The organism is Corynebacterium sp. ZY180755 (genome assembly GCF_054331495.1).
The window spans coordinates 212141-238407 of record NZ_CM135811.1; the positions used below are offsets into that span (position 1 = coordinate 212141).

At 56.6% G+C, this 26267-nt stretch carries 22 protein-coding genes and 1 tRNA gene; 6 read left to right on the forward strand and 17 right to left on the reverse strand.

Features of this window, described 5'->3' with window-relative positions; translation table 11 throughout:
* Nucleotides 1-201: 201 nt before the first annotated feature.
* Genes ACXM2N_RS01005 through ACXM2N_RS01030 form a run of 6 tightly spaced genes read right to left on the reverse strand, consistent with a single transcriptional unit; the run spans nucleotide 202 to nucleotide 6380 of the window.
* Entirely contained in the window at nucleotides 202-558 is a 357-nt protein-coding gene (locus ACXM2N_RS01005; RefSeq protein WP_458489173.1) for a Na+/H+ antiporter subunit G, read from the reverse strand.
* 2 nt (nucleotides 559-560) lie between these two features.
* Nucleotides 561-800 (reverse strand): cation:proton antiporter, encoded by a 240-nt coding sequence (locus tag ACXM2N_RS01010; RefSeq protein WP_458490925.1) that lies wholly within the window; start codon nucleotides 798-800, stop codon nucleotides 561-563.
* Nucleotides 801-828: 28 nt separating this feature from the next.
* The gene (locus tag ACXM2N_RS01015) at nucleotides 829-1278 is read right to left on the reverse strand and encodes a monovalent cation/H+ antiporter subunit E (protein ID WP_458489175.1); all 450 of its coding nucleotides are present in this window, start codon (nucleotides 1276-1278) and stop codon (nucleotides 829-831) included.
* Nucleotides 1271-2866, reverse strand: a complete 1596-nt coding sequence (locus tag ACXM2N_RS01020; RefSeq protein WP_458489177.1) for a monovalent cation/H+ antiporter subunit D family protein — start codon at nucleotides 2864-2866, stop codon at nucleotides 1271-1273. The genes ACXM2N_RS01015 and ACXM2N_RS01020 overlap by 8 nt, the downstream gene beginning before the upstream one ends.
* The gene (locus tag ACXM2N_RS01025) at nucleotides 2866-3312 is read right to left on the reverse strand and encodes a cation:proton antiporter subunit C (protein ID WP_458489179.1); all 447 of its coding nucleotides are present in this window, start codon (nucleotides 3310-3312) and stop codon (nucleotides 2866-2868) included. Before ACXM2N_RS01025 ends, ACXM2N_RS01020 begins: the two co-directional genes overlap by 1 nt.
* Nucleotides 3312-6380 (reverse strand): DUF4040 family protein, encoded by a 3069-nt coding sequence (locus ACXM2N_RS01030; protein WP_458489181.1) that lies wholly within the window; start codon nucleotides 6378-6380, stop codon nucleotides 3312-3314. The genes ACXM2N_RS01025 and ACXM2N_RS01030 overlap by 1 nt, the downstream gene beginning before the upstream one ends.
* Before the next feature lie 517 nt (nucleotides 6381-6897).
* Here ACXM2N_RS01030 and ACXM2N_RS01035 point away from each other — a divergent pair.
* Nucleotides 6898-8292, forward strand: a complete 1395-nt coding sequence (locus ACXM2N_RS01035; RefSeq protein ID WP_458489183.1) for a hypothetical protein — start codon at nucleotides 6898-6900, stop codon at nucleotides 8290-8292.
* 237 nt (nucleotides 8293-8529) lie between these two features.
* Here ACXM2N_RS01035 and ACXM2N_RS01040 read toward each other — a convergent pair whose 3' ends face one another.
* The 6 genes from ACXM2N_RS01040 to ACXM2N_RS01065 all read right to left on the reverse strand — a co-directional run bounded on the left by ACXM2N_RS01040 (nucleotide 8530) and on the right by ACXM2N_RS01065 (nucleotide 17904).
* Nucleotides 8530-9564, reverse strand: a complete 1035-nt coding sequence (locus ACXM2N_RS01040) for an Abi family protein (protein ID WP_458489185.1) — start codon at nucleotides 9562-9564, stop codon at nucleotides 8530-8532.
* A 381-nt stretch (nucleotides 9565-9945) separates the two neighbouring features.
* Nucleotides 9946-13068, reverse strand: coding sequence for a type I restriction endonuclease subunit R (locus tag ACXM2N_RS01045; protein WP_458489187.1), 3123 nt, complete (start codon nucleotides 13066-13068; stop codon nucleotides 9946-9948).
* A 3-nt stretch (nucleotides 13069-13071) separates the two neighbouring features.
* Nucleotides 13072-14295, reverse strand: a complete 1224-nt coding sequence (locus tag ACXM2N_RS01050) for a restriction endonuclease subunit S (protein ID WP_458489189.1) — start codon at nucleotides 14293-14295, stop codon at nucleotides 13072-13074.
* On the reverse strand, nucleotides 14295-16250 hold the full coding sequence (locus ACXM2N_RS01055) for a type I restriction-modification system subunit M (RefSeq protein ID WP_458489191.1): 1956 nt from the start codon (nucleotides 16248-16250) through the stop codon (nucleotides 14295-14297). The genes ACXM2N_RS01050 and ACXM2N_RS01055 overlap by 1 nt, the downstream gene beginning before the upstream one ends.
* A gap of 596 nt (nucleotides 16251-16846) precedes the next feature.
* A tRNA-Pro gene (locus ACXM2N_RS01060) sits at nucleotides 16847-16920 on the reverse strand.
* Nucleotides 16921-16989: 69 nt separating this feature from the next.
* Nucleotides 16990-17904, reverse strand: coding sequence for a metallophosphoesterase (locus ACXM2N_RS01065; RefSeq protein WP_458489193.1), 915 nt, complete (start codon nucleotides 17902-17904; stop codon nucleotides 16990-16992).
* A 64-nt stretch (nucleotides 17905-17968) separates the two neighbouring features.
* On the opposite strand from ACXM2N_RS01065, the gene ACXM2N_RS01070 reads away from it, so the two are divergent.
* Entirely contained in the window at nucleotides 17969-18430 is a 462-nt protein-coding gene (locus ACXM2N_RS01070) for a GatB/YqeY domain-containing protein (protein ID WP_458489195.1), read from the forward strand.
* Here the strand turns inward: ACXM2N_RS01070 and ACXM2N_RS01075 are convergent.
* The 3 genes from ACXM2N_RS01075 to ACXM2N_RS01085 all read right to left on the reverse strand — a co-directional run bounded on the left by ACXM2N_RS01075 (nucleotide 18427) and on the right by ACXM2N_RS01085 (nucleotide 22508).
* Nucleotides 18427-19653 (reverse strand): MFS transporter, encoded by a 1227-nt coding sequence (locus tag ACXM2N_RS01075; protein ID WP_458489197.1) that lies wholly within the window; start codon nucleotides 19651-19653, stop codon nucleotides 18427-18429. The two genes, ACXM2N_RS01070 and ACXM2N_RS01075, sit on opposite strands and share 4 nt — an antisense overlap.
* Nucleotides 19643-19948 carry an MGMT family protein gene (locus ACXM2N_RS01080; RefSeq protein ID WP_458489199.1) on the reverse strand — a complete coding sequence of 102 codons (306 nt, stop codon included), beginning with the start codon at nucleotides 19946-19948 and terminating at the stop codon, nucleotides 19643-19645. Before ACXM2N_RS01080 ends, ACXM2N_RS01075 begins: the two co-directional genes overlap by 11 nt.
* Before the next feature lie 163 nt (nucleotides 19949-20111).
* A complete protein-coding gene (locus tag ACXM2N_RS01085) occupies nucleotides 20112-22508 on the reverse strand; it encodes a transglycosylase domain-containing protein (RefSeq protein WP_458489201.1) in 2397 nt (798 codons plus the stop codon).
* Between the two features lie 261 nt (nucleotides 22509-22769).
* Here ACXM2N_RS01085 and ACXM2N_RS01090 point away from each other — a divergent pair, with 261 nt between their 5' ends.
* The 4 genes from ACXM2N_RS01090 (at nucleotide 22770) to ACXM2N_RS01105 (ending at nucleotide 24858) form a co-directional block, all read left to right on the forward strand.
* Nucleotides 22770-23114, forward strand: a complete 345-nt coding sequence (locus ACXM2N_RS01090; RefSeq protein WP_458490927.1) for a WhiB family transcriptional regulator — start codon at nucleotides 22770-22772, stop codon at nucleotides 23112-23114.
* A 170-nt stretch (nucleotides 23115-23284) separates the two neighbouring features.
* A complete protein-coding gene (locus ACXM2N_RS01095) occupies nucleotides 23285-23446 on the forward strand; it encodes a hypothetical protein (RefSeq protein ID WP_458489203.1) in 162 nt (53 codons plus the stop codon).
* 3 nt (nucleotides 23447-23449) lie between these two features.
* On the forward strand, nucleotides 23450-23914 hold the full coding sequence (locus ACXM2N_RS01100) for a RidA family protein (RefSeq protein WP_458489205.1): 465 nt from the start codon (nucleotides 23450-23452) through the stop codon (nucleotides 23912-23914).
* A gap of 119 nt (nucleotides 23915-24033) precedes the next feature.
* Complete coding sequence (locus ACXM2N_RS01105) at nucleotides 24034-24858, forward strand: MBL fold metallo-hydrolase (protein WP_458489207.1); 825 nt, start codon at nucleotides 24034-24036, stop codon at nucleotides 24856-24858.
* 98 nt (nucleotides 24859-24956) lie between these two features.
* Here the strand turns inward: ACXM2N_RS01105 and glxR are convergent, their stop codons facing one another.
* A complete protein-coding gene (gene glxR, locus ACXM2N_RS01110; RefSeq protein WP_458489209.1) occupies nucleotides 24957-25640 on the reverse strand; it encodes a CRP-like cAMP-activated global transcriptional regulator GlxR in 684 nt (227 codons plus the stop codon).
* A 309-nt stretch (nucleotides 25641-25949) separates the two neighbouring features.
* Nucleotides 25950-26132 (reverse strand): hypothetical protein, encoded by a 183-nt coding sequence (locus ACXM2N_RS01115; RefSeq protein WP_458489211.1) that lies wholly within the window; start codon nucleotides 26130-26132, stop codon nucleotides 25950-25952.
* Between the last annotated feature and the right edge of the window lie 135 nt (nucleotides 26133-26267).

Consider the following 26267-nt stretch of genomic DNA (forward strand, 5'->3'; position numbering starts at 1 on the left):
AAGCTTCCCGTCGCAGGTTCTGAAATTGCCAAAACTGGTTACCTCCGTGAAAGGACAAAAAACTAAACTCTGAGCCCTTTTTTGGCTAAAAAATGCCCAGAAAGCCTTCAGAGTTTAGTTTTTTGTCCCTTCCTCTTTAAACGCAAAAACCAACCCCCGACAACAGTGTCGAGGGTTGGTTCAAACGCAGGCTAGGCCGGACTACTTCTTACCGGATCCCTTCGCTGGGACGGCGGAGTCATCGTATGGCCGCATTGATGGCGTGATGCCAAACAATGCGCGTCCCATGACGAACGAACCGATTGCCAGTACGGCGTACAGCGCGGCGATGGCCGCTAGTGAGATGATGAGATTTCCCCACGTGAAGTGGCCGTGAGCGCCATCGTAGATGAGCTTCGCGGCAATGATCAGAGGCAGTGCCACACCGGTTGCAGGGCCCAAGAGGTTTGCTCGGGTGAGGGCGTCAGGGGCGCGCCATAGGGCAACGGCGGTGAGCAGGAACGTGATGCCTGCCAGGAGGATGGCAATGCCAGCGATGATTTCTAGAACGGCAGTCATTTCTATCGCCTTCCTCGGGAGATGATGCGGGCCATGGACAGGGTTGGCAGCACGCCGCCTGCTAGCGCCGCCAGCAGCACAACGTCATAGGCGATCTGTGTGGCGTTGATGGTGGACCAGATGAGGTAGAAACCGATCATGGAGTAGAAGCCAAGGTCAGATACCACTGCGCGGGTGAGTGGGTCGTTGTGGCGGGTCATCACAACAATGCCAATGAGGAGGGAAATGGCGAGCATGATCATGCCGGCGTATGCGAAGTACTCGAACATGTTAAGCCTCCTTCTTCATGTGCTCGTCAGCCAAGGTTGGGGCTGGGGCTGGGTACAACACGGGTGCTGTATCCAAGTCCTGGTCTACGTCCTTGACCTCTGGGGCCATGGTTTGCTCCATATGGGCCAGATCATCCAACACGCCTCTTGGATCTGAGCCGTGAACTGCTTGGACCGCTAAGAAGTGTGGGGTCTGGTTTTCGTCCTCATCGGTAATCTCCACGCCCTCTTTGTCCACCACGGCTAGGGAGAGGGTGCCTGGGGTCATGGTGACGGAGGCGGAGAATACGGTGATCTGCCACGGCCTAGTTACTCGAAGTGGGTAGAAGACCACGCACGGGTCTACCTTGCGGGAGCCGGTTGCTACGTCAATCAGGACTGTCCAGCTAGCGAGGATGATCTGGATCCATAGCCAGATCAGGTATTTGATCGCATGCAGAATCCTAGCCATTGCTTACGCCTCCTCGGGCGGTATCGGATGCGCCCTGTAGATCGTTGTTGGTGACCACTGCCACGGGTTCATCCTCTGTTTGGTGAAGGACTGCTTGCTGGTAGGACGGCACATCGAGCAAGTCCTCAGCAGCGCCGTTGGTGGCGGCAAACAGTGGGCCGGCGAAAATGAACATGCCGAAGGAGATGATCATGAGCGCACCGGATGGCGCCCAGCGCTTAGCTGGAACGCGAAGAGCTTCCGGCACGCGCTGTTTGTTCATCTTGGAACCCCAGAAGACCTTGCGCCACAAGCGCAGCATGGCCATAAAGGCACCGAAGCTGGCGATGATGACGATGGTGATCATGAACCACGCTACGCCGTCGCCTTGACGGGCCATAGCTACCACGATGCCCACCTTGCCCCATAGGCCGGAAAATGGTGGGAAGCCCACAACGGAGAAAGCGCCGGCTACGAAGATGGCTGCCACGATTGGATCGCGTCGTGCGATACCGGATAGCTTCTTGATCAAATCAGTGCCGTAGGTTTCCTCGATGGAACCGGTAGCAAGAACGAGCGATGCCACGGTGATCATGTGGTGCAGGGCGTACAAGATACCCGCCGCGAGCGCCAGCGTGGCAGCGGCATCGCCACCATTGCCGTTGGAGGCGGAGGCGGCAAACGCGAGCATGACAACGATGAACGGCATGCCGTTGACCATCTGGTAGGCCAGGATGCGACGCATGGAGTTCTCAGCTAGGCCAGCGAATGCGCCCACCAGCATGCCAACTACGGACAGGACAAGAATCAGCCATACCCAGCGCGCCTCCAAGTCAAAGATGGTGACGTACACGCGGAAGACTATGTACACGGCCACCTTGGTGTGTAGGCCGGAGAACAGTGCCATGACGGATGCGGAGGTGGACGGGTAGGTGCGCGGCAGCCAGGTGTGGACGGGGAACATGCCCGCCTTCACAATCAGGGCGATCATGACAATGCCCATGGCTACCGTTACCGGGCCGTTGCCAGCGGCGGCGCCAGCCAGCGCCGCGATGTTGACGGAGCCCACCACGCCGTAGACTACTGCCACGCCAATGAGCAGCAGGGTAGAGGTAGCGAGGTTGGTGAGCACGAAGGTGCGGCCAGCGGATAGGCGCGCCCAGGTACCGGTCATGGCCATGAGGCCGTAACTTGGCAGCAGCATGACCTCGATGAATACGAAGAAGTTGAAGAGGTCAGCGGTCAAAAGAGCGCCCATCACGCCGGTGAGCAGCATGAGGGTGAGCGAGATGTAGAACCGGGCTTCTGTTTCTTTGACCGCGATGGCGAACCAGTTGGCGCCCAGCGCCACGATGGAGGTGGTCACGATCATGATGGCGGCGAACTGGTCGGCGGCGAATGGGATAGCTACGCCGCCCACGTAGAGGCCCACGGAGTGGGCGATGGTTCCTACCTCGCCGGTGTGCGCAAACAGCCATGCACCGCCAGCTGCCGTGGCGGCTGGGGTGATCAGGCCGAGCGCGTCACGCGCAGGCTTCCACGGCAGCATGGCGGCGAGGGCCACCATGGCCAGCGGGATACCAACAAAGAGCGGAAGGATGTAGTCCATTAGTGGTGGTCCTTTCCGTACTTCTCGGCTAGTTTCTTGGCGCGTGCTTGTCGACGCTCATAGGCGGCCTCTTGGCCCGCCAGCTCAGAGTTGCTGGTGGAGCGGCCCAGGGTCTGCAGTGGGGACTCTTCGTCCGCTACTTCCTCGGCCTCCGTGTCATCACTGCGGCCCACGCCCGCGAGGGTGAGCATGTAGGTGGTGGTGGCCATGGCGATCACGATCGCCGTCAGAACGAATGCCTGCGGCAGCGGATCAGCTGCGTCAGCGAGATCGGTGAGGCTAGGGAATGGCTCACCACGCCAGCTAGGCACACCAGTGGCCAAGATGATGAGGTTGGCTGCGTGGCTGATCAGCGTCATGCCGATCACGATGCGCAGCATGCCACGCTGCATCACCAGGTACACGCCGCCAGCTGCAAGCAGTGCGATGGTCAGTGCGAGAATCACTAGCTTTCCTCCTTCTTGTTCTGTGCAGTGCGTGGTGGGTAGTTTCTCAGCTCATCAAGGTGGGCCTCATGGTCTGCCGCCAAGTTCTTTGAAGCGGCAACGGCCTTTTCTTGGGCCTTTGCCTCCTCAAGGCTGATGGTGGACGCAATCAACTCTCCGCGGTCATTCGTGCCTTGGAAGGTGATATGTTCCGTGCGCTCCAGCTCCTCACCAATGTTCACGGGGTTGGCCAGTGGCGAGTCCTCGCGGCTGAAGGTCAGCTGCTGGTAGTCCATGCCAGGGCGCAGGTATCCGCCGAGGGCGTTGATGGCCATGGACAGCATGCCCAGCACGGCCAAGTACACGCCAACGTCGAAGATCATTGCGGTGGTCCAGTGCTGGCCGGCCCAGTGACCGTGGAAGGCGTACAGGAAGGAGCCGTTGAGCAAACCGATCAGGCCCGCGCCAACGGCAAACAGGACACCAATGCCGGTCAGGTAGATCGGGGTGTTGACTGGGAAGATGCGCTTGTCCTGTGGGTAAGACAGGTAGGCGAGCATCATGGCGGAGCCGGCGATCAACGCGGCGATGAAGCCGCCACCTGGCTCGTTGTGGCCACGCCAGAATACGAGGGCCGAGATAACGATCAGGAACGGCACCAAGAACTTCAGCAGGTGGCGCAGTGGGTAGGAGTTCATCAGCGCGTTGCTGAATGGTGCTGGGTGCGTGCCCGGCGCGAATGGGTAGCGTGGCATGGAGGTGACAACCGCCATGATGACGATTGCTGCCATGCCCAGTACGGATAGCTCGCCCAAGGTATCGAATGCGCGGAACTCCACCAGGATGGTGTTGACCACATTGTCGCCGCCGGTGATGCCAGGCGCCTCGTTGAGGTACCACATGGCGATCTCGCTGCGCTCGTGGCGGCCGAGCAGGAAGTACACGAGCAGGAAGGCGGAGACGCCCACCAGCGCTGCCATGATGGCGGCGGTGCGCTTCTTGGCGGCTTTGGTCTTGTGGAAGTTGGCTGGTTGCTGGCGTACGACCATCATCATGATGACGACCACGAGTGCTTCTACCATGAACTGGGTCAGTGCTACGTCTGGTGCGCCCAGCATGAGGATTTGCAGGGTCACGCCCACGCCCACGGCGCCGATGAGGATGACGGCGTTGATGCGCTTGGTGGTGCGCACGAGGGCGAAGGTGGCGGCGGCAACGACCAGTAGTGGCAGGAGATCGAAGATGCGGTCCGTGCCCTCCTGGCGTGGTGCCAGCGGCTGGCCATCGATGCCGCCGTTGATAAGGCCTGCGATGGTGGTGCTGCCTGCGAGCAGAACGATCAGAGCCAGCATGTAGCCCATGTGGCGGGTAGGGGAGAGCGAATCTGCCATGGAGGCAAAGACGCGGCCTACAGCGCTCAGCGCGCGGTTGACATCGTGGAGCAGCTCGTTGCCTGAACGCACGAACATCTTCTTGCCGGTGACGGCAGACCAGATCTTCTTGCGCAGTACTACGCCAATGATGCCTGCCACCAGCACGATCACGGAGATCATGAGTGGGACGTTAACGCCGTGCCAGAGGGCGAGGTGCAGGTGTGGATCCTCAGATACTACGCCCACGGCGGTGGAGATGGGCTTGTCCAGGAGTGGGCCGGCTATAAATGCCAGTGGTACGGACAACAGGCCTGGGATGGCCGCTGGGAGCCATAGGGCAACAGGGGCTTCCTTGACCTCGCTCATGTCACGGTCACCGTCGATGAAGCCATCAAAGACGATGCGCGCGGAGTAGGTGAAGGTGAAGAATGCGCCGACAGCGGCGGCGATCAGCAAGATCACAACACCAGCATTGCCCACCGGTGCCTCGGTGAAGGCCTCGAGCATGCCCTCCTTGGAGATGAAGCCCATCAGTGGTGGGATGGACGCCATGGAGGCCGCGGCAATCACCACGGAGCCAAAGGTGAATGGCAGCTGGCGCCAGCTGGAGCCCAATCGTGCGGCGTCGCGGGTTCCGGTCTGGTGATCGACCACGCCGATCAGCATGAAGAGGGAGGACTTAAACAGCGCGTGTGCCAGGGTGTGTACCAGCGCCGCCGCGAGTGCGAACGGGGTGCCCACGCCGATGGTGGCCACGATCCAGCCCAGGTGGGACACGGTGGAGTACGCGGTGAGCTGCTTCAGGTCCGTCTTGCCAATCGCGAAGGCGGAGGCCATGACCGCGGTGGACATACCGGCCACGATCAGCAGCCAGTTCCACGCAGCAACGTCTGCGAATACGGCGCTAAAGCGCATGAGCACGTACACGCCGGCCTTGACCACGGCTGCGGCGTGGAGGAATGCGGACACAGGGGTTGCTGCGGCCATTGCCTCTGGCAGCCAGAAGTGGAACGGCAGCTGCGCAGACTTAGTAAACGCGGATACCGCAACCAAAATGGCAATGCCTGTGGTCAATCCTGGTTTTTCGGCCCAGAAGTCAGACGCAATGATCTCCGTCAGATTAGTGGTGCCTGCATGGGTGGCGGCGATGGCCATCGCCGCCAGCAGGGTCAGGCCGCCGATGAAGGTGAGAATCAGGGTTCGCTGCGAACCCTGTTCGCCTCCGGTGCCGCCGGAGCGGGCGATGAGCATGAAGGACGCGAGCGAGACGAGCTCCCATGCGATGAAGAGCACGAAGACGTCGTCGGCAAGCACCAAAAGAAGGATGGACGCCATGAAGGCGGTCATGATGGTGTAGAAGCTGGTGTTGGACTCACCGCGGCCAAGGTAGGCGGCGGAGTAAATGAACACCATGGAGCCAATGCCCAGCGCGAGCAGTGCGAAGAACAAGCTCAGGGCGTCACCGCGCAGGGCAAAGTTCACGGAGATTCCATCACCCAGAAGGTTAGGGATCCACTCCACCGAATACGTCAGCGGCGGGTCATTGCCGCTGGCCGTGGAGCCATCATGAGAAGGGAATTGTTGAATAAGCAAGGCAAACGCGACGATGAAGATGGCCGCAAGCGGGTAGCCTGCTTTGCGGTCTGCCACCTTCACCAGAAGCGGCGCTAAGGCGACCGCGAGGGCCGCCAGCGCAAGAACATAAATAAGGGTCACTAAAAAATCACACCCTGAAATAAGAACAAAAAAGGATTGCTAAGTCTTAACCTTTCTCACTGTATCAGGTGTTGACGTGCTCTTTTTCGGATGGGAAGTGGGTCTGACATGCCTCAGGATGATGCCCGCCTGGCGCGGAAGATATATAGGAATAACTCGAAAACGGCGCGCAATGAAGCTTCGCCCAAGCGTGCGTGGGGCCCGCGGGAGGAGATAGTGCTGTATACAGCGCGAACCAGCGCCCTGGGCACTCACAGTGCGCCTATACTCCGCGGTGCTTAGGCGGGCGGAATGGTGCGGGGGTATGGCGGGAAAACTTTCTACCGTTGTTATCTAATTGTGTCACTTTCGTAATCATTGTGTCACCCAATTTGAGAGCTGACCGACGCTCCATTTGCCCCAGCTCACCTGAAACGGGTGTATGGGGGAGTGAAAAATGTGAATAAAGTGATGAGTTAGAGCCGTGGGCGGTGTGGCAAAAATACAAGGCCAATTCCGCCCGTTATATTGCTAAGGCATGAGCCAGAATCGCCGTACCCTCAAAACCCTCACCGCGGGGCTACTCCTTGCGCTCCCGCTCGCAGCGGGCGCCGGCTACGCCGCCGTGACAGAAACGGACATTCAATCAGCCTGGAATTCTGGGGAAGACCCCAGTGCCGCGCCGTCGGCGGTGGACCAGTCCGCCCTTGTCGACGCGCGCCGGGCCGCCGGTGAGGCCGGGAGCCAGGCGGGCTTCATGGCGTCTGGCGCAGAAAAGCTCGCTGCCGGTACCAAGCAGCTTGACGACGGTGCCAAGGAGCTCTCCGATGGCGCGATCGCCGCGCGCGATGGCGCGCAGCAGCTCTCGGACGGCATGACCCAACTTCAGGCCGCCACCGGCCAGCTCGGAACCGGCGCCACCAAGGTAGCCGACGGTGTCTCCCTTGCCGTGGATAACGTACTGGGACTTGAGGTCGTGCGCGGCCAAATCCTCACCTCGATCGATATGGTTCTCTCCGATATCCGCACCAACAATGACCCACAGGTGGCGCAGTTCCGCGGCCAGCTGGAGGACTTCCGGCGCCAAGTTGAGGGTTTTTCCTTCGATCAGTCTCTGACAGCCCAACTCCGCGAACTCAAGGATGGCTCCCGTGAGATCGCCAACCAGCTGGGCACCCCGGGTTACGGCTTCCATGACGGCATCTACACCGCTACCTCTGGCGCGAATGAACTGGCCGCTGGCCTCAACGCCCTGACTGACGGCGTGGATGAGGCAATGAAGGGTGTAGATGATCTCAACAACGGCGCGCAGCAGTTGAACACTATGGCTGGGCAGACTCAGCAGAAGGTGGACGCCATCAGCCGCGCCCTGCCTGTGGGTGCCGCATCCACCGATGCGGGCGACGCCGGCCGCACCTTCGCGCCCATGTACGCCTTCCTCATTGCCGCCGGTGTCCTCCTCGGTGCGATCACGCGGGGCCGCAGCAAGGTGGCCACAGTCATCACGGTGCTCGCCTTAAGCGCCCTTACCGGCCTGCTGTTCGTCCTTCTGGGCACCGGCGTCCCCGCTGGCTTGGGCTTCTCGGCCGCTGGAATCGGTGCGCTGTTGGCCGTGGCCGCGATGTTTGGCACCAGTGCCGCCATCCGCGCCTTTGGTCCCACCGTTGGCACATCCCTGTCTGCCCTATTCGCAGTAATCCAAGCCGGCATCGTGGGCTGGGTGTGGAACTCTGCCGCCACCGCTGAGGTCTCCACCGGCATGCAGGCCCTGGCAAACCTCATGCCACTGAACTACCCCACCGTGGCACTAACCTCCTTGGGCAACAACGGCGATGCCCTCCTGACGTGGGGATCCACAGGTATCCTCGCCGCCCTAGCGGTCTGTGCCGTGGTCAGTACCAAGCTCGTGCCAGCCCGGGTATCAAACGACTAGGCATATTCTCAGCGAAGGGGAGAGAAGTTTGTTCCGTATCTGTGGGGCAAACTTCTTCGTGCATATCCGGTGTATGAAATTTAAAACAGAGCCTTCTCTTTTCTAGCGAATGGCTAATTTGATGCTGAGAGAGGCCTGATTTTGAGCAGCTCTCGGGCTCTGCGCGCCTCAAGGATCGCGTCGCATTTAGGGCTCTGGGAAAGCTAGTGCCATGGGTTGTTATCAACGTTGGTTATATTAATTTGCCGTGCAAACCCATGGGGGAAGCCCCGCTCCGTTTATAAAGGTCACATTGCTGCGCCAGATTGCTAGTTGCCGCCAGTTGCTAGGGAAGCCCATGTGCTCAAGGCTAACTCCTTCAATCTGGGGAAAGTTCTCAAGTAAAGCAATCAGGCGGTTTCGCCAGTCACTTTCTGGCTGCAGAAAAGACAGGGTGTAAACGAGTAGGGCTAAGGTAGGATAAATTTTGTCGAAATTAGCAGTATTGACTGCTAGGTGAAAGATTCCAGGATCTACGACATTTCGATTTGGTACCTGAATTTTGGTTACGGCACTACGATTCCACAGCCTAGAATGATGAGCCGCTAGATTCCTGACATAGTTGAAATTTTTCATCCAACCGGCAACGACTGTTCCCTGACGAGCTCCGAATGAAGGGGCGATTTGATTCTTTATTTCTTTGGGAAGGAACTCAAAAAGTTTCGAAATACTACCGAAGTCCATCACTTCGACTACGACCCATATCGGTAGTTCGGAACCATAACGTTCCTTGTAATGTGCAATGAAATCCTCTTGACGAGATCTAGTAACTTGGCGCCCATACTTTTGAAGCCAAATTTCGTAAGAATCCTTTTTGCTGTGCTTAGGTTTTACACCACACTCTTTTTCATCTAGCTTGCTGCGGCATAGGTGGATAAGAGGATCACGCTGTCCTGCATAGTAGGCAACTTTTGCCCGCAGCTGTATTTCGATAAGCCCCAATGCTTCAAGGAGCAACCTACGGAGAGCTTCGTCGAAATCGTATAATTCGACCACTTCGCTAAAAGTATGACCAGGGGCGAAGTCATCGAAACGATAGTTATATTTCGTTGTATGCGAAGATTCAGGCTTCTTTTTCCGGAAAGGGTACCAGTACGCCGAGAGGCGATAGTATCCAACCTCTTGAAGTTTTCTTAAGCACTGAACTGGATCATCAATCTTGAGATCTCGGCTTGCAAGTAGCGCGCTTTGTTCTTCGTATGTGAGGTGAGGCTTGTTGTAACTTATTGTCATTTCGGTAGTTAAAAAGAAGACCGCACCATCACAATTTTCATTGTGAGAGGGAGCGGTGTCAGTGGAATCTATCCTACAGGTAGTGCACTGGATCTTGAAGAGACGGACTTGTATTTTAAGAACCTAACCAGAAACTACTGGTAGGAGCAGTGACTAACTCACTATATATGGGGGTAGACGGAGGTGAATCTCGGAAGCGGGTCATCCCTGCTCCGCAAGAAAGTAGGGCTTTACCCTAGCTTCCAGATTTAGGTACCTGCCTAGTCAAGAAGCCAAATCACAACACTTTTCCGATAACCTTGGAATCCAAGTAACTGAATAGCCATGCAAAACACCTGTCGTAGGTATTAGCCATCTGGCAGGTGTTTTGTGATTGGGAGGCTATTTACCTAGCTCTTTCTTGACCTCCGCATCATTGGACGCGGCAACCAGTAAGCCAGCCAGTGCTTGCAGTACGGCTTCCACGTTCTCCATGTCCGAGGACAACGTGTCGTAGACCTCCTTGGATTCTTGAGCGGAACCGAACAGCGCCATGAGGCCCTTCTGCTTGAAGTCCGCAGCTGCGGCCAGTTGGTGTGCGTCATTTTCACCGGCCATGTCCTGGATCTGCTTGTCTTCGACCAGCTTGCCGTAGCAGGCGCGGATAGCACCGGCTTTAGCTTCATCGGACGCACTGACACCAGCTTGGGCCAGAATCTCGTTGACTTTTTCCACCGCAGCATCAAAGGCGGTCTTGACCGGTGAGTTCTCTGAGACGGGCTGACCATCAAAGCCTGGCAGGGCAATGGTGCCGTTGATGTCACTACCCGCCAATTGAAGGTCAGTATCGGTGTCCTGTGGTTCCACAGCTACACCGACAATCTCTAGTCCAGTGGTGAGGTCATCATCATCAATCTGGCGCTCCAGATTGAGGTTCTGTGCCAGCAAACCGCACACGATGGCACGTTTGTGCAGCGTCGGGTCTTGGTAATCAATAATTTGGCTCAGGAACTCCCACGCGTGGGTGTACTTAATGCAGTTCGTCCTAAATGCTTTGCCGTTGGCGTATGCGTCCTTGTCACTGGTTAATCTTGCGTCCCGCATGTGCTGGTTCCAGCGATTGCGAATTGGCGATACGAGAGCTTGCAGCCGTTCTGACGGCACATTCTCAACGAATGCGGTACCCAATTCATCTAGTTCGTCGGCAGTGTAAAACTCAGCTGAGTCCAGTTCTTCGGCTAGGTCATCGAGCGCGTTAGCCGGAATATCGGAGTTAATGTAAGCCTCGTTGAAGTACGGCCTAAAAGAGTCCACGATGGTTTGTGGATCGTTGATGAAGTCCACAACCATCGGTGCTGGTTTCTTCGGGAACGTGCGGTTCAGGCGCGAAAGAGTCTGCACAGCCATGACACCCGAGAGCTTTTTATCTACGTACATGGCGCATAGTCGTGGCTCGTCAAAACCGGTTTGGAACTTATTGGCGACAATGAGAACACGGCACTCCTCGTTCTCGCGGAAGTGCAGTGCTGTGTCTTTCACGCCATTGAGCGAGTACTCGGTGACGGTGTTGTCGCCCATCTCCAGCGAACCGGAAAACGCCACTAGCGTGGTCATGTCGCTGTATCCCTGCTTGGCGATGTACTTGTTCATCTCTAACGACCATGTAAGCGCCGCCTGGCGGTCTGCGGTGACCACCATCGCCTTCGCGGTGCCGTCTAGGTGAGACATGACGTTGCGGCGGAAGTGCTCGACCGTCACCACCACTTTCTGTGCAATGGACGTGGGGTGCATACGGACAAAGCGCACCATGTCCGATATCGCTGCAGACTCGTCCACAACATCGGTGCGGCCCAGCTCGTCTTTGATTCGAGCGAACATCGCATACGTGGAGTAGTTGGTTAAAACGTCGAGGATAAAGCCTTCCTCAATGGCCTGACTCATGGAGTAGACATCGAACGGCATGCGCTTGTCTGGGGTGTTAGGGTCAGGTACACCGTAGGCTGCCAGTGTCTTACCCTTCGGGGTTGCGGTCAGCGCGATAAACGAGATGTTGGTGGAATTAGCCACGGCCGAGTCCACGGCCATGAGCATGTCATCGCTGGTGAAGTCTTCGTCCTCGGTGGAAATGTTATCGACTGTGACAAGAGTCTCGCGTAGCTTCTTCGCTGCTTCACCGTGCTGGGAGGAGTGAGCCTCATCGATGATGACACAGTAATTGCGACCTGCAAGCGCCTTGTTGGTCTCCATGATTCTGGCCAGCGCTGGGAAGGTCTGAATGGTGCACGAGATGATGTGACCGCCTTCGGACAACGCCTTCTCCAGCTTCTTCGACTTGGAGCCTAGCTCGTTGTCCACGGCCACGACCATGCCCTCTGAGGCGCGCAGCAGGTCGAGGCCTTCTTTGACGTTGTCATCAAGTGCGGTGCGGTCGGTGACGACGATGACCGAGTTGAACAGCGGTGTGCCGTCAGCATTGCAGACGCGATTGGTTCTGTGTGCCAGCCACGCAATCGTCTTGGTCTTACCAGAACCGGCGGAGTGCTGAATCAGGTACCGGCCACCCACGCCATTCACTGTCATATCATTGAGCACGCGCTCTGACGCGCGCAGCTGGTGGTAGCGCGGGAACACTAGGCGACCATCGTTGCCTTTCTTGGCTGGTTCCCACAGCGCGTAGTCACGAAGGATACGCAGGAATAGCTCGGGTGCCAGCACCTCCCGCCACAAGTACGCGGTGTCTGAGCCATGCGGGTTCACGGGATTGCCCGCGTGGAAACCGTCACCCTTGTTGAACGGCAGGAAGAAAGTATCTCGGCCTGCGAGTACCGTGGCCATGTAGACCTCTTGGTTGGACACTGCGAAGTGGACCAGTGCACGTCCGGGGCGCAATAGAGCGCGGTTCTTGTTTGGTACGCGATCTTGCTTGTATTGCTTGATTGCGTCCCACACAGCCTGTGTGTTGTCGGTTTTCAGCTCCATCGTGACCACCGGAATACCGTTCACAGTGAGCACGAGGTCAAGGGTTTCGCTGGAGTTCACATCGAACCGGACTTGGCGCAGGACACGAAGGCGGTTCTGCTTCGCCTTCGCGGTCACGTCAGTGTACAGCGGGTTTTCGGGGTAGAAGGCCACCATGTTCTTGAAAGTGGCTTTCTGGCGCCCTCGCTGCGAGTGCGCAAAGCCATCGCGCAAAGTACCCAGCAGGCCACCGGCTACCTTCTTGGTACGCGCTGTGAGTTTTGGTGTGGAATCCAGCTTCTCCACCAATCGGTCAAGCAGCTTGTTCACCGCCACCTGTCGATCTGTTCCGGTGAGTCCTACCGGAACAGCCTTATCAAACTCATCTGGGTACTGTTCTTGCAACCACGCGAGCACGTCCCCAACGTGCAGTGCACGTGCAACGTCCCACTCAGCGTTGGACGGGTCATGCAACCAGCCACCCTGTTGTAGCTCGGTGACAATCGTGTCCTCAAAGTCACGCTCTAGGTAATTGGCCAGCGACTGTTCTACTGGTGAATCAGACATGGGTTAGACCTCCACTTTTCCGGTCACAACATCAGTAATCAGCACCTGCCGACGCTTGAGCAACAGTTCCTTCAACTCCCGGCACTGGGTGATAATGGTGTCGGTTTGGGTGAGTTCGGCAAGAACTACATCAAGAAACTCGTCTTGGACTTCTACTGACGGAACCGGTATGCGGAACCGCGCTAGCTTCTCCGCTGTGAAATGAGGGATTGTCGCAACATTGGACGCAATACCAATCTCGCCACGAGCTAAAGCTCTATTAATCATCAGTGAAAGATATTCGCCACGTGCCCGTTCGGGGAGTGGCCTGATTCGGTTGATGGAGTTTTGGAAACCCCAGCCGTCCATTTCCTCAGTCAAACAGCTGCTTCGGCCATAACCGGCACCACCTTCGACAACAACCACGTCACCAGCTTTTAGGTCAAGCCTTTCAACTTCGAAAGGGGTGAACCACATCAACTTCTCCGGCACCGAGAAGTCCATTACACCGTGGGGCTGGACGTGCGCTGCGCGTAGGTAGGGCCGGAGTTCATCAGCGTCGGTCGATGGACTCGAATTGACCATTTTTCCCAGTAGTACGTCCCCAACGAAGCCGACGGCACAAAGCGGTGCTTGAATTTCGGTGAGCTTCGCTTCAACGAGTTGGTCTTTTCGCTTCTTCAACAGCTCCACATAGCCGTCCAGCTCCGCCGTGAGCGTGTCAATCTGCGCGGTTTCGCTATCGAGGTAGTCCGCGATACGGCGTTGTGTGTCGAGGTCGGGGAGGGGTATGGCTTGGTCGAAATACCTCTGTAAATCTAGGTTCTGGATACCAATGGTCTGACGCACAAAAGGGCGAGTAGAGCCGGAGCTATAATTACTTCCCAGTGAGTAAACAAGATACCGGCTATCGGAATCACTCTTTGGCCTGATTACTTCAATGAAGTTCGCACAAACAACATCACCAGCACCTATATAGAGCATTGCGTCTCCAACGGGGGTCTTTTCGCCGCCGCCTGACTTTTCCAGCAAAATGTCAAAAGTACGCAGGCATTTGTCGGAAAGTACCTTCTCGGGCAGGCTCCGTACAGTTGGTATGGCCTCACCGGCGGTTTTCGTTTCGCGGTTGAAGTCAGCAATCCGCACGCACGGAACATCTACTTCGTCAGCACCTTCGTCGCTACCCCATACGCCAGTAAACCTTGTTTCAATCGCGTGCTTTAGTGGCACCATCGGAAACGCAGCCATTACTTCTTCACCTCTGCGAGCAGGGACTGAATCAGCGCTAGCTTCTCGTCGAGCTTCTGGTCGAGTTCGTCTAGTGTTTCAGTTTCCTCTGGCTTGTAGAACAGGCGGGTCATTGGGATCTCGTAGCCGATCTTGACGTCGGCTTCGTTCCACGTGAGGTCAGGTGCGAACGGGTAGACCTCGCGTTCCATGTGTTCGGCGATGTCCTCAGTCCGGGGGACGCGTTCGATAATCTTCGAGCTAGGGTCGATGACCGGGTTGCCCTTGTGGTCGATGGCCTCCGGTGCTTTTTCGTCGTCTACGGCGACTGCTGTCATGATGTGCGCCAGCAGAGGGTTGCCCATCTTGAGTCCAACTGACTTGGCCTCTTTCTTGAGATGGTCTGGCAGGTCGTTCCATGCCACACCTTCACACGAACGAATTACGGCCTCATGGCCGGTCAAAGCGGTCTTGTGCGTCATAGCCGCCGATACCGTCTCGTCCGTGATCGACGTGGCGTAGTGCTTCACACGGAACATCGAAACGTCATAGAAAGACAGGTCTTCTTCGGTGACTACCTTCGACACCTCTGAGTCAGCCTGGTCGAACTGGGCATACAGGTCGGAGATAACAGCGCGGTCTTGTTCGGAGAAGAAACGCCGCTTTTTGCCCATCGACTTGCGCATGGGAGTCCACTGCTTCGTCGCGTCAATCAGCTGAATCTTGCCTTTGCGGCGTGGCTCCTTATTCTTGTCCACAATCCAGATGTATGTGGCGATACCAGTGTTGTAGAACATGTCAGTTGGCAGTGCAATCACCGCGTCGAGGTAATCCTCCTCAATCAGCCACTGACGAATCTGATCCGGACCAGAACCCGCAGAGCCAGTAAAGAGTGGGGAGCCATTGGTGACCACACCGCCACGGCCACCCTTCGTGGTGCCCTCTTCCGCGTCCTTGAGCTTGTCCACTACGTGGCACAGGAACAACATCTGGCCATCAGGCACAGGCGGTAGACCATGGCTAAAGCGAGAACCCTCACGCTTGGCTTCGGCAGTCACTGCGTCCTTCGACTTATTCCAGTTAGAACCGTACGGAGGGTTGGAGAGCACGTAGTCGAATTGTTGTCCCTCGTAGCGGTCGTTGGCGAGTGTGTCACCGAACTGCAAGGCATTGGGGTCAACGCCGGAGACAACAAGGTCAGAGCGGCCAAGTGCGTAAGACTTCGGCATAATCTCTTGGCCGAACAGGCCGACCTGAATGTTGCTATTGAGTTCTTCCATCGCGTTCTTAGCAACCAGCAACATGCCGCACGTTCCCGCAGCTGGGTCATAAACGGTACGTACCGGAGCCTTGCCCTGTAGACCGTCGTCATCAGAGTTGAGCAGGACATCGACCATCAGGCGAATAATCTCACGCGAGGTGTAATACTCACCGGCAACTTGCCCATTCTCGGAGAAGGAACGGTACATAAGCTCCTCGAACAGGTCACCCATGACGTTCTCAGCGCTACCCTCATTTCCTTTGGACAGCGCTTCGTCAGACAGGTCGATGCCAGCGAAGTGGGAGACAACACCCCACAGGACGTTGCCGTCTTCCAAAGTCTGCAGTAGCTCTGGAAACTTAAACGCCTTCCAGACATCGCGCACGGTTTCGTTGAAGCTATCGAGGTAGGACAACATGCCCGCCATCACGTTGTCATCGGATGCAGCGATGATCTCCAATGACAGTGGGGAACCGGAGTAGAACGGTAGCTTGTGCTTGGCCAACACCATTGCGTCAACAAGGTGGTCGGGCATGTGCTCGGCTTCCTTCACCGTTTCCAGCACTGCGTTCTTTGTTTCTTTGAGCGCACACTCCATACGGCGCAAGACCGTGAACGGCAGAATGTAGTCGCCGTAGCTCTGGCGAGAAACTGTGCCACGAAGGTAGGTGTCGGCGGTGCCCCAGACAGCCTGGTAGATGGAGTTAGATGACATTGCTAAATTCTTTCGCTGCTATGTTGCTCATACGGGTCGGTGAGAAGTGTCTTTAGCTTAGTTGGATAGAGCGTCAAAAAGGGTTGATTTGGTGCGGGTTTCGTTCCTGTGTTCGGATATGAGTTTTCCTCTGCACAGTTGTCATACGGTGTGGTGACGGTAAACGTCATGCCTACTGCGCGTTTTTACTCTGAGTCTATGCAGCGTGTTGATCTTAAAACGCCTGCGCTGGATGAACCACGTGGTACAGAGCCTTCATTTCGTGAGCCGAGCGAACAGCATGCTCGATGCGTTGCGGTGAAGAAGTGAATGACGAGAGCCTGTTACTTCATGTGGGCATCATTCTGGTGGGTTAAAAGAAAAACGGAATTGAAGAAGCTTTGGAACCCTTTACGTTCCCAATCTACGTAACCTGACCAGTGATAACGCTTCACATTCGACACACTTTTTCTGCTTAACTCGATTTAAGCATCACTTAGAGTGCGCTGGTCAGTTCAGAAAACACGAAACCCACCGCTTCGGCGGTGGGTTTTGCTGAACGGTTCTGGTTTCTTCGGCCATTTCGTTGAGAAGGCCAGAACCGTTATTAGTGGTCGTCGGGATAACAAGATTTGAACTTGCGACCCCCTCGTCCCGAACGAGGTGCGCTACCAAGCTGCGCTATATCCCGCTGTTAGAGATGCTAGTCCGGCACGGAACGACTGACCAAACTGGGCGAGTGTCTACTTCATCACGGCGCCTAGGAAGGTTGCTCGGTCAGAGTGATGAGGGTAGCTGAAGGGCGGCAGAAGATGCGGAAAGGAACAAAACGAGACTGGCCAAGACCGTTGGAAACGTGCATTTTCATCCGGCCAAAATCATGTAAGCCCTGAACCCGGGCACGATCAATGCCACAGTTTGTGACGATAGCTCGTGATCCTGGCAGGCACAGTTGGCCACCGTGGGTGTGGCCGGAGAAGCTCAGGTCGTAGCCATCCTGCTCGAACTGCGCCAACACGCGAGGTTCAGGCGAATGCACCAGCGCGAGCGCGATGTCGGCTGCCTCATGAGGCGCGCCAGCAATAGTGGAGTAATCATCCAGATCATGGTGCGGATCATCCACACCAGCCGCCGCGATTTTCAAGCCACTTACTTGGAACTCATGGCGATTGTGCGTCATGTCCACCCAGCCGTGCTCAATGAAAGCTGCGCGCATGCCCTTCCATGGCAGCTCAACTTCGCTCGGCTTGCGCTTCTTGCCCAGTAAGTAACCGAAGGGATTGACGGGGCGTGGGCCAAAGTAATCATTAGTTCCAAACACGAATAGCCCTGGCCGGCGCAGAAGTGGTGCGAGTGCACGCATGACACCAGGAACGCCCTTGGTGTCTGAAAGATTATCGCCAGTATTGATTACTAAGTCAGGGTTCAGACGATCCAGAGCAGCTACCCAATCCTGCTTCTTAGTTTGGTGAGCAACCATGTGTAGGTCTGAGACATGCAAGATCTTGAAGCCATCCGAGCCTTTGAGTGTGCCGGGCTTCAGGATCGGGAGGGTAATCTCCTTGAGTTCAAACCGGCTAGTCTCCGTATAGCCCCATGCGGCAGTTGCTAGGCCTAAGAAACCGAGGCCGCCGATGGAGTACAGGATTGTGTTCAGGATTGGTCGCTTTTTCACACTCTTACCCTACCGCTTGTTTCCGCCACATGCGCACACCATAAGGCGACTAGAATAGGTGCCTATGAGCGAATTGAAAGCACAAATCCGTACCGATATGACCACCGCAATGAAGGCGCGTGAGAAGGAGCGCACCGGCGCGCTGCGTATGCTTCTCGCTGCTATTCAGACCGAGGAGACCAACGGTTCCAAGCACGAGCTGACCGATGAGGAAGTACTCAAAGTTATCGCCCGCGAGGTGAAGAAGCGCAAGGAATCTGCAGAGGTTTACGCAGAGGCGGGCCGTCAAGAGCTTGCAGACCACGAGCTGTTTGAAGCTGAGGTTCTTTCCACCTACCAGCCAGCCCAGCTGGATGACGCCGAGGTAGAGACCTTGGTGGCCGAATCCGTTGCAGAGGTAAAGGCCGAAACCGGTGAGGCTACCATGAAGCAGATGGGCCAGGTTATGAAGGTCGCTACAGCAAAGGCCGCAGGCCGCGTTGACGGCAAGCGCCTGTCCACCGCAGTACGTGCGGCGTTGGGCTAAACCTTTCTTGCGTGTGCCAGCTCGTCATCAATCAATGTGTGGCGAGCGGCCACAATACCTAAACCTGCCTGAATGATAGCGAGTACCGCGAGCCCTAAGACAATGGTGTCCCAATTGCCCAGGGCGGAGAAGATGAATCCCACGGCTAGTGGGATTGCTCCGGCGATCAGGTAGCCGCCTGGTTGGACAAAACCGGATAGTCGCGCTGTGATGAGTGGATCTTTCGTGCGTGCAGTCAATAAAGCAAGCGCAAGTGGGAAACACATGCCACCAATGCCCATGAGAACAGACCATGTGATTGGTGCAGCGGTTGCGTTGATAAAGATTCCTAACCACCCTGCGCATGTGAACAAGGCAAGTACTACGGGCAGTGGTGTGAGGCGACGTGTTCGGGCGATGACTGTGGGCATGATCAATCCGCCCACGATATTGATAACTCCCACCGTTGACAAGGCGATGGAGGCGGTAGCCGCTGAAACGCCTCGATCCGTAAGGATCTGTGGGAGCCAGCCCATTTGCACATACGCAGTGGCAGATTGAACACCAAAGAACAGCATCATGGCCACCGCGGTAGGTGATCGATACATGGGCACCTCAGCGGGCGGGAATGCCGAGGTGGACAGAGCAGGGGAGCGGGGAACGTCCTTTCCATATTGATTAGCCAGTAATACCCACACGCACAGCATGATTACTGCAGGCACAGCCCAGACGCCCAGCATTCCCCGCCATGCATCGGGGTCCTCCTGATCAAAGAGAAGCGCCGATAGTGGTCCCACCGCGCCGGACATTCCTAGGACGGTGGTGTAGGCAGTCATGAGTACCACCGCCGTTTTAGCGGGAAAATGTGCCTTTATCCAAGCTGGTAGTAGGACATTTCCCAAAGCAATGCCGCCCACTACCAGGACTGTCAGAATCAAGAACGCTGAAAACAGTGGCGCGACTGGGCGGAGTGCGGTGCCCAGCGTGATGGCTACAGCGCCCACAATCAGCGTGGGGGTAACGCCTACGCGGCGGGCCAGCGGCACGGCACACCATCCCATGATGGCGAACATGAATCCAGGCAGCGCAGTGAGTATTCCCGCAACGGACGTGGACACACCAAAATAGTGACGGATGTGCCCCAGGGCGGGAGCGATAGCTGACACGCCCAAGCGCAAGTTGATGGAGAAAACAATGACAGCCAATAATGCCGCGGCTGTGGGGAGTGCCGCTCTAGATTTCATGATCAACATCCCTTTCAAAGTTGAAGCGGCAGGCTGACATCTTTACCCGCGTGCCGTCGTGTGGTGCTCCTTCTTCATCCCAATGCTCAACAGCACGCTCAGCAACTGCGCTGGACCCATCGGCCCGAACGACCCGCCACCACGGTGCAAGGAAGCCGTGGATCTTCATAATTCGGCCGACCTGCCGTGGCCCACAGCCTGCTACCGCGGCAATGTCACCGTAGCTTGCAACCATCCCACGGGGGATGGATTCGCACAGCGAGAGGATGCGGTCTTCTAAGTCGGTGAGATCCATGACCCTCAATGGTAGAACGATATGGCTACGCATCCGGTTTTGTCTGCTGGTGTGATATCGCGCTCTCTTATGGTCGGGGAGATGAAAAATACCCCGCGATGAGCTGTTTTCCCTGATCAGTTTTCGATCTCTTAGGGGAGTAGCTCAGCGCGGGGCAGGGGGATTAGTTAGCGCCACCAAGCAGCTGATTGATCCGGTTGCGGAGATCGTTGAGCTGCTGTTGCGGATCTGGCCGCGTGGCAGGTGGCGCAGGATCAGGCCGTCGGCCACTCGGTGAGGCTGATGGCGAAGCCGGCGGGGTGGCGGAGGTGCCGTCGGAAACCCAGATGGTGATTGGGGAGTCCTTGCTCAGCGGCATCACGGTATCGATGCGCATGACCGCGCCACGGGCAAGACCGTCCCCCTTAGCGGTGACAAGATTGACTTGGTATCCCTGGCTGGCTAGTTCCTTCCGTACGGACTCACCATTGCGGCCGCGGTACTTGGCAGAGAACGCGGCGGTGGCGCCCTGCTTAAACTTCGGATCAGATTGAGGGACAGTGCCCGAACGACCCCCGGCGCCGTTGGCTACGGCAAACCACGTGCGCGCTGGCTCGTATCCACCGTAGAGGTCACCATTCGCGCACTGACGAAGAGGACTGGTGCACAGAGGCATGGTTTGCGTGCCGTCATTGTAGATGTACGTGGCGGCGGCGAACTGGTCGTTAAAGCCCATGAATGCGGCGGACTGGTGGGACTCAGTGGTGCCGGTCTTGGCCGCTAAGCGGCCGGACCAGTTTGCGGCCCGCGCCGCGGTGGCACCGGTGCCGGAGACGATATCGGCCGTCATGCCGTCGGCAAGCGCGCGGGCAACATCAGCATCCAGCGCCTGCTCACAATCTGGTCGGTCAATGAAAACCTCATTGCCATCTTGGTCAGTGACCTCACGCACCGGATTAGGCTCGCACCAGCGGCCATCCGAGGCCAGCGACGCCGCCACATTGGACAACTCCAGCGCGCTCACCGGAGTGGGGCCCAAGGTGTAAGAACCCAGGTTGTGCTCAGTTACGTAGTCCGCAATGGAATCCTCACCATTGAAACTTCCCTCATCTAGGTAGGAACGCAAGCCCAACTTCACCGAAATGTCCACCACATTCTTTACCCCCACCTTCTCAATGAGCTGGACGAACGTGGTGTTAGGGGACTGCGCGAGGGCATTCTTCAGCGTCATCGTTGGGGCATAGGAGCCGGCGTTCTCCACACAGTAAGTGTTTGCTGGGCAATTGCGAGCGCCGCCATCACCCATGCCGCGCGCCTCATAGCGCGCCGGGACCTGCAACGTGGTGTTTAGGCCATAGCCCTGCTGCAGCGCAGCGGCGGCGGTGAAGATCTTGAACACGGAGCCGGCGCCGTTGCCCACCAGTGCGGTGGTCTGGGGGAGAACGGTCTGGCCAGCATCCAAGTCCAAGCCGTAATCGCGCGATGATGCCATAGCCAGGATGTTTCGGCTATCGCGCCCAGGCTCCACTACGTTGACTACCTCCGCGGCGCCTGGTGCCTGCGCGGACACTTGGCTGGTCACGGCGCTGTGCGTGGACTCCTGCACTGCAGGATCCAAGGTGGTGCGGATGGTGTAGGTGCCGTCGGTGAGCTGCTCTTGGCTCAGCCCCTTCTCGGCTAGGTACTCAAGGACGTAGTCGCAGAAGAAGCCAGCGTTGCCGGCACTAATACAGCCATTAGGAAGCCCGCGTGGCTCATCAAGCACGCCCAGGGGCTCGGTGCGCAACTCAGCTGCTTCCTGCGCGGTAATAGAACCTGTGGAGGCCATGGCATCCAATACCGCGTTGCGGCGGTCCTTCACTGCCTGGGCGTTGGTGTACGGGTTCAGATATGAGGAAGACTGCACCATGCCCGCCAGCATGGCGGACTGGAGGACAGTGAGCTTGTCAGCATTGGTGCCAAAGTAGGTGCGCGCGGCAGCCTCCACGCCGTACGCGCCGTTGCCGAACGGGATCAGGTTCAAATAGCGCGCCAGAATCTCATCCTTAGAAAGGTGATCATTGATCTCACTGGCCATTCTCATCTCGCGCAGCTTGCGCGGGATAGAAGTCTCAATAGCAGCCGCCTGATCTTCAGCATCATCGCTCAACACGAGCAAAAGATAGTTCTTGACGTATTGCTGATTAATGGTGGACGCGCCCTGCTCCACACCGCCTGCAAGTAGGTTCGTAGCCATAGCGCGTAGGTTGCCTTGGATGTCCACACCGTTGTGCTCGTAGAAGCGACGATCCTCAATGGCCACGATCGCGTTCTTCATGGCAGAAGAAATCTCGTTCGCAGGCACACTAAACCGACGCTGGTCATACAGCCACGCGATCGGATCATCGTTTTTATCCAGAATCGTGGTGACGCCAGGCGCGGTGCCGCTCGTCAGATCCTGCAAGTTCGATTGCATGGTCGTGTTTGTACGGTCCACAGCCACGCCACCAATGGCGGCGATGGGGGTCAGGGCAAGAGCGCCCGTGATTCCGGCTGCAGCCGTGGCGGCGAGCAATTTTGTCAACGCTTTGAACTTAGCCACGCTACAACCCTAGCCGGAAACGAGAAGTAAAGGGAATGGAGAAACTCTAATTTTATGGGGTAATAAACATATTTTTCGGGTAAGTCTGTGTGCATTTCTATACCACGCTTTTACCACCCGTGGGTGGCAATTACCTTGGGTATTGCGGAGAAGTTCCCCCTCAATGTGTGACTCATTCGACTAAGGACGTCTGATGTGAATACACTTACAGGTGTTAAGAAAAAGGTTCAGAAGCACTCTTTTAGCAGGAGGATCGACACCATGGCGGCACCCCTCATGAGCGAAACCAGCCGTAATCCATTCGCTGGTTCCGTTGCCACTCTCACCGCAGGAGAGCGTGGTGAGTGGGTCATGCAGGCAAATTGCCGCAACGGAGATCCAGACGCACTGTTCGTCCGCGGTGCAGCGCAGCGTCGTGCCGCCGCAATCTGCCGCCAGTGCCCAGTACTGCAGCAATGCCGCGCAGACGCCCTTGATAACAAGGTTGAGTTTGGTGTCTGGGGTGGCCTGACAGAGCGTCAGCGTCGTGCCCTGCTCCGCAAGAACCCACACATTAATAACTGGGCCGAGTACCTGGCCTCAGGCGGAGAACTCGTAGGAATTTAATTCCGTTATAATTTCTGCCCTCGTCACCTCGTGGCGGGGGTTTAATTAATGCCTGAGAATTGGTGGGGTTACCCCCACCATTGGTTGCTGCGCCTGGAAATCAGTGGTCATGCGCGATATTGCCATTTCACAGCTGAAGCAGCGACGCTAATGAGGGTATTGTTGGCACCATGACTAAATGGGAATACGCAACAGTTCCACTTCTAACGCACGCCACCAAGCAGATCCTTGACACGTGGGGTGAGGACGGCTGGGAGCTGGTCTCAGTAACTCCAGGCCCTAACCCAGACAATGTTGTGGCGTACATGAAGCGCCCTGTCGAGGAGGGCTAGAACATGGCCGAAACCATTTCCGCCCGCCTTTCAGAACTTGGCATTGAACTCCCACAGGTGGCGACCCCAGTAGCTGCTTATGTGCCAAGTATTCGCGTGGGTAACCAGGTCTGGACATCCGGCCAGCTGCCTTTCGTTGATGGAGAATTGCCACAGGTGGGCAAAGTTGGTGCAGAGGTGTCCGCAGAGGACGCAGAGCGCTACGCACGCATCGCTACGCTGAATGCGCTAGCTGCCATTGATGCTCTCGTGGGTATTGATAACGTCACGCGAGTACTCAAGATTGTTGGCTTCGTTGCATCTGCTGAATCCTTCACTGGGCAGCCGGGTGTTATCAACGGCGCTTCCAACTTGGTGGGCGAAGTATTCGGTGAGGCTGGGGCGCATGCCCGTTCTGCGGTTGGTGTAGCTGAGCTTCCACTGGGATCTCCGGTGGAGATCGAAGTCATCGTGGAAGTGGCAGAATAAGCCCCATGACCGTCACTTTCGTGAAAAACTAGAAAGTGATCATCAATTTTTCTCCTCGATCCTCCTTTTAGGGGAGAAGCTAGTAGTCCCAACCACATCGAGTAGCTAAGCTAAAGACCATGCAGCATCCTGCCTATAGCCAGTTGCGGCCAGTAACCGAGTCCGCATCCGTCGTATTGTGCCCTAATCCTGGGTACTCATCGCTTGAGGGAACTAACTCCTGGGTAATTCGCGCAGAGGGCGATCCTAACAGCATTGTTATTGACTGTGGCCCAGAAGATGAAGGCCATCTGAATGTCTTGAACTCCAAAGCAGATAACGTTGCGTTGGTGCTTCTGACTCACCGTCACCCTGATCATGCTGATGGGGCTCACCGTTTCCGTCAGCTCACCGGTGCGCCTGTACGTGCTGTGGATCCAACCCAGTGCATGGCTGGTAACCCGCTGGTTGATGGAGAGATTATTAAGCTGGACGGCGTTACCCCACAGATTGAGGTGGTGTTCACCCCAGGTCACACTAGTGACTCTGTCAGCTTCTTTATTTGGAGCGGGGAACCACACAAGTCTGAGCTTGAAGGCGTGTGCACCGGAGACACCATCGCCGGCCGCCACACCACCATGATTTCAGAGACCGATGGTGATCTGGGTGATTACCTGAAGTCCCTAGAGCTCTTGGATGAGCGCTGCCAGGGAGTTAGCCTTCTTCCGGGACACGGTCCAGATGCGGATGACGTAGGGTTCTTCACTCACAAGTACCTAGAGCGCCGTTACCAGCGCCTCGAGCAAATCAAGGAAGCTAAGGTGAAGCTTGGTCCTGACTTTGCTCTGAAGGACATGATTGACGCCATTTACGATGACGTTGACCCAGTTCTTCGCGGTGCTGCGGAGCAGTCCACTCGCGTCGCGCTTCGCTACTTGGAAAAGATGGACGCTGGGGAAGCCTAGTAGGTGTGATGAAGGCGGAAGTTCACGGGGTGAACTTCCGCCTTCATTTTTGTTCGCATGAGAAAAGCCCCACCGTAGTGGGGCTTAAGTGGAGTGTTTTAGCGAGCGCGCTTTGCTAGGTGCTCAGGGTCCACAATGAGCACGGACTTGCCCTCGAGGCGGATCCATCCGCGGTGCGCGAATGTTGCCAGCGCCTTATTTACTGTTTCACGGGAAGCGCCAACGAGCTGGGCGATTTCTTCCTGGGTGAGGTCATGGTTAACGCGTAGGGCTGCACCCTCCTGGGTGCCAAAGCGGTTGGCCAGCTGCAGGAGAGTCTTGGCAACACGGCCTGGTACGTCGGTGAAGATGAGGTCAGCCAAGGAAGCGTTGGTGCGGCGCAGACGGCGAGCCAAAACGCGGAGCAGCTGCTCAGAGATGGCTGGGTGATCTGAGATCCACTTGTGCAGCATCTCAGAGTTCATGGTTGCAGCGTGTACTTCAGTCACACACACGGCGGAGGAGGTGCGTGGGCCTGGGTCGAAGATGGATAGCTCACCAAACATATCCGATGGGCCCATCACGGTGAGGAGGTTCTCACGGCCGTCAGTGGAGTGGCGAGCGAGCTTCACCTTGCCGGAGGTGATGATGTACAGGCGGTCACCTGGCTCGTGCTCTTCGAAGATGGTGGCACCGCGTGGGAAGCGTACGGTCTCTAACTCCTGGATCAGGTTATTTACAGCCACTGGATCGACGCCCTGGAAAATGCCAGCGCGGGAGAGGATGTCGTGTACACCGTCCACTTCGCGTACTCCTTAGTTGATGCGATGATTATTGGCCTATCAATAATATAGGCCACATTCAAAGTAATACCAGTTAGGCACTTTACTATGAAATAGGTTACAACCGCACCTCAAAAGTAGAGTTGTCACATAGATGTGGTAACAGAGGGTGGCAACGGGGGAGTTGACAAGCGAAAATGCCAGTTAATGTGGCCTTAACTAGTAGCAGGCGGTTAAAGGGAATAATGCTTGAGAGTGCGAAAACTACACCCGAATGAGGAGAATTGCGGAGCATTTTTAACCACAACGCGTGGTGATGTCCGTCAACTCCTATTCGGCGTCAGTTGTGGGAAGGTCCTCACGGCTAGGTGGAATCTCATCCTCCGAACGTGGTGCTGACGTGACGTCCTGGTCCTCTATACCTGTACGAAGTACTGCTTTCTCCAGCCTTTCCATCCAGAAAAGAAAGGTGGCAAGCAGTAGTGGTACAAGACAAGCAAGAATCGCGGCCATGCCCACCACAATAGCGTTAGTGCTACCAAATTCCACACCGAGCTGGTGACAGCGGAATTTCTGATTAGACTGGTTGGTTGATGCTCACATACGCACAAGGAAAGCAGGGGTAAAAAAGAGTGGACGGATTGATTG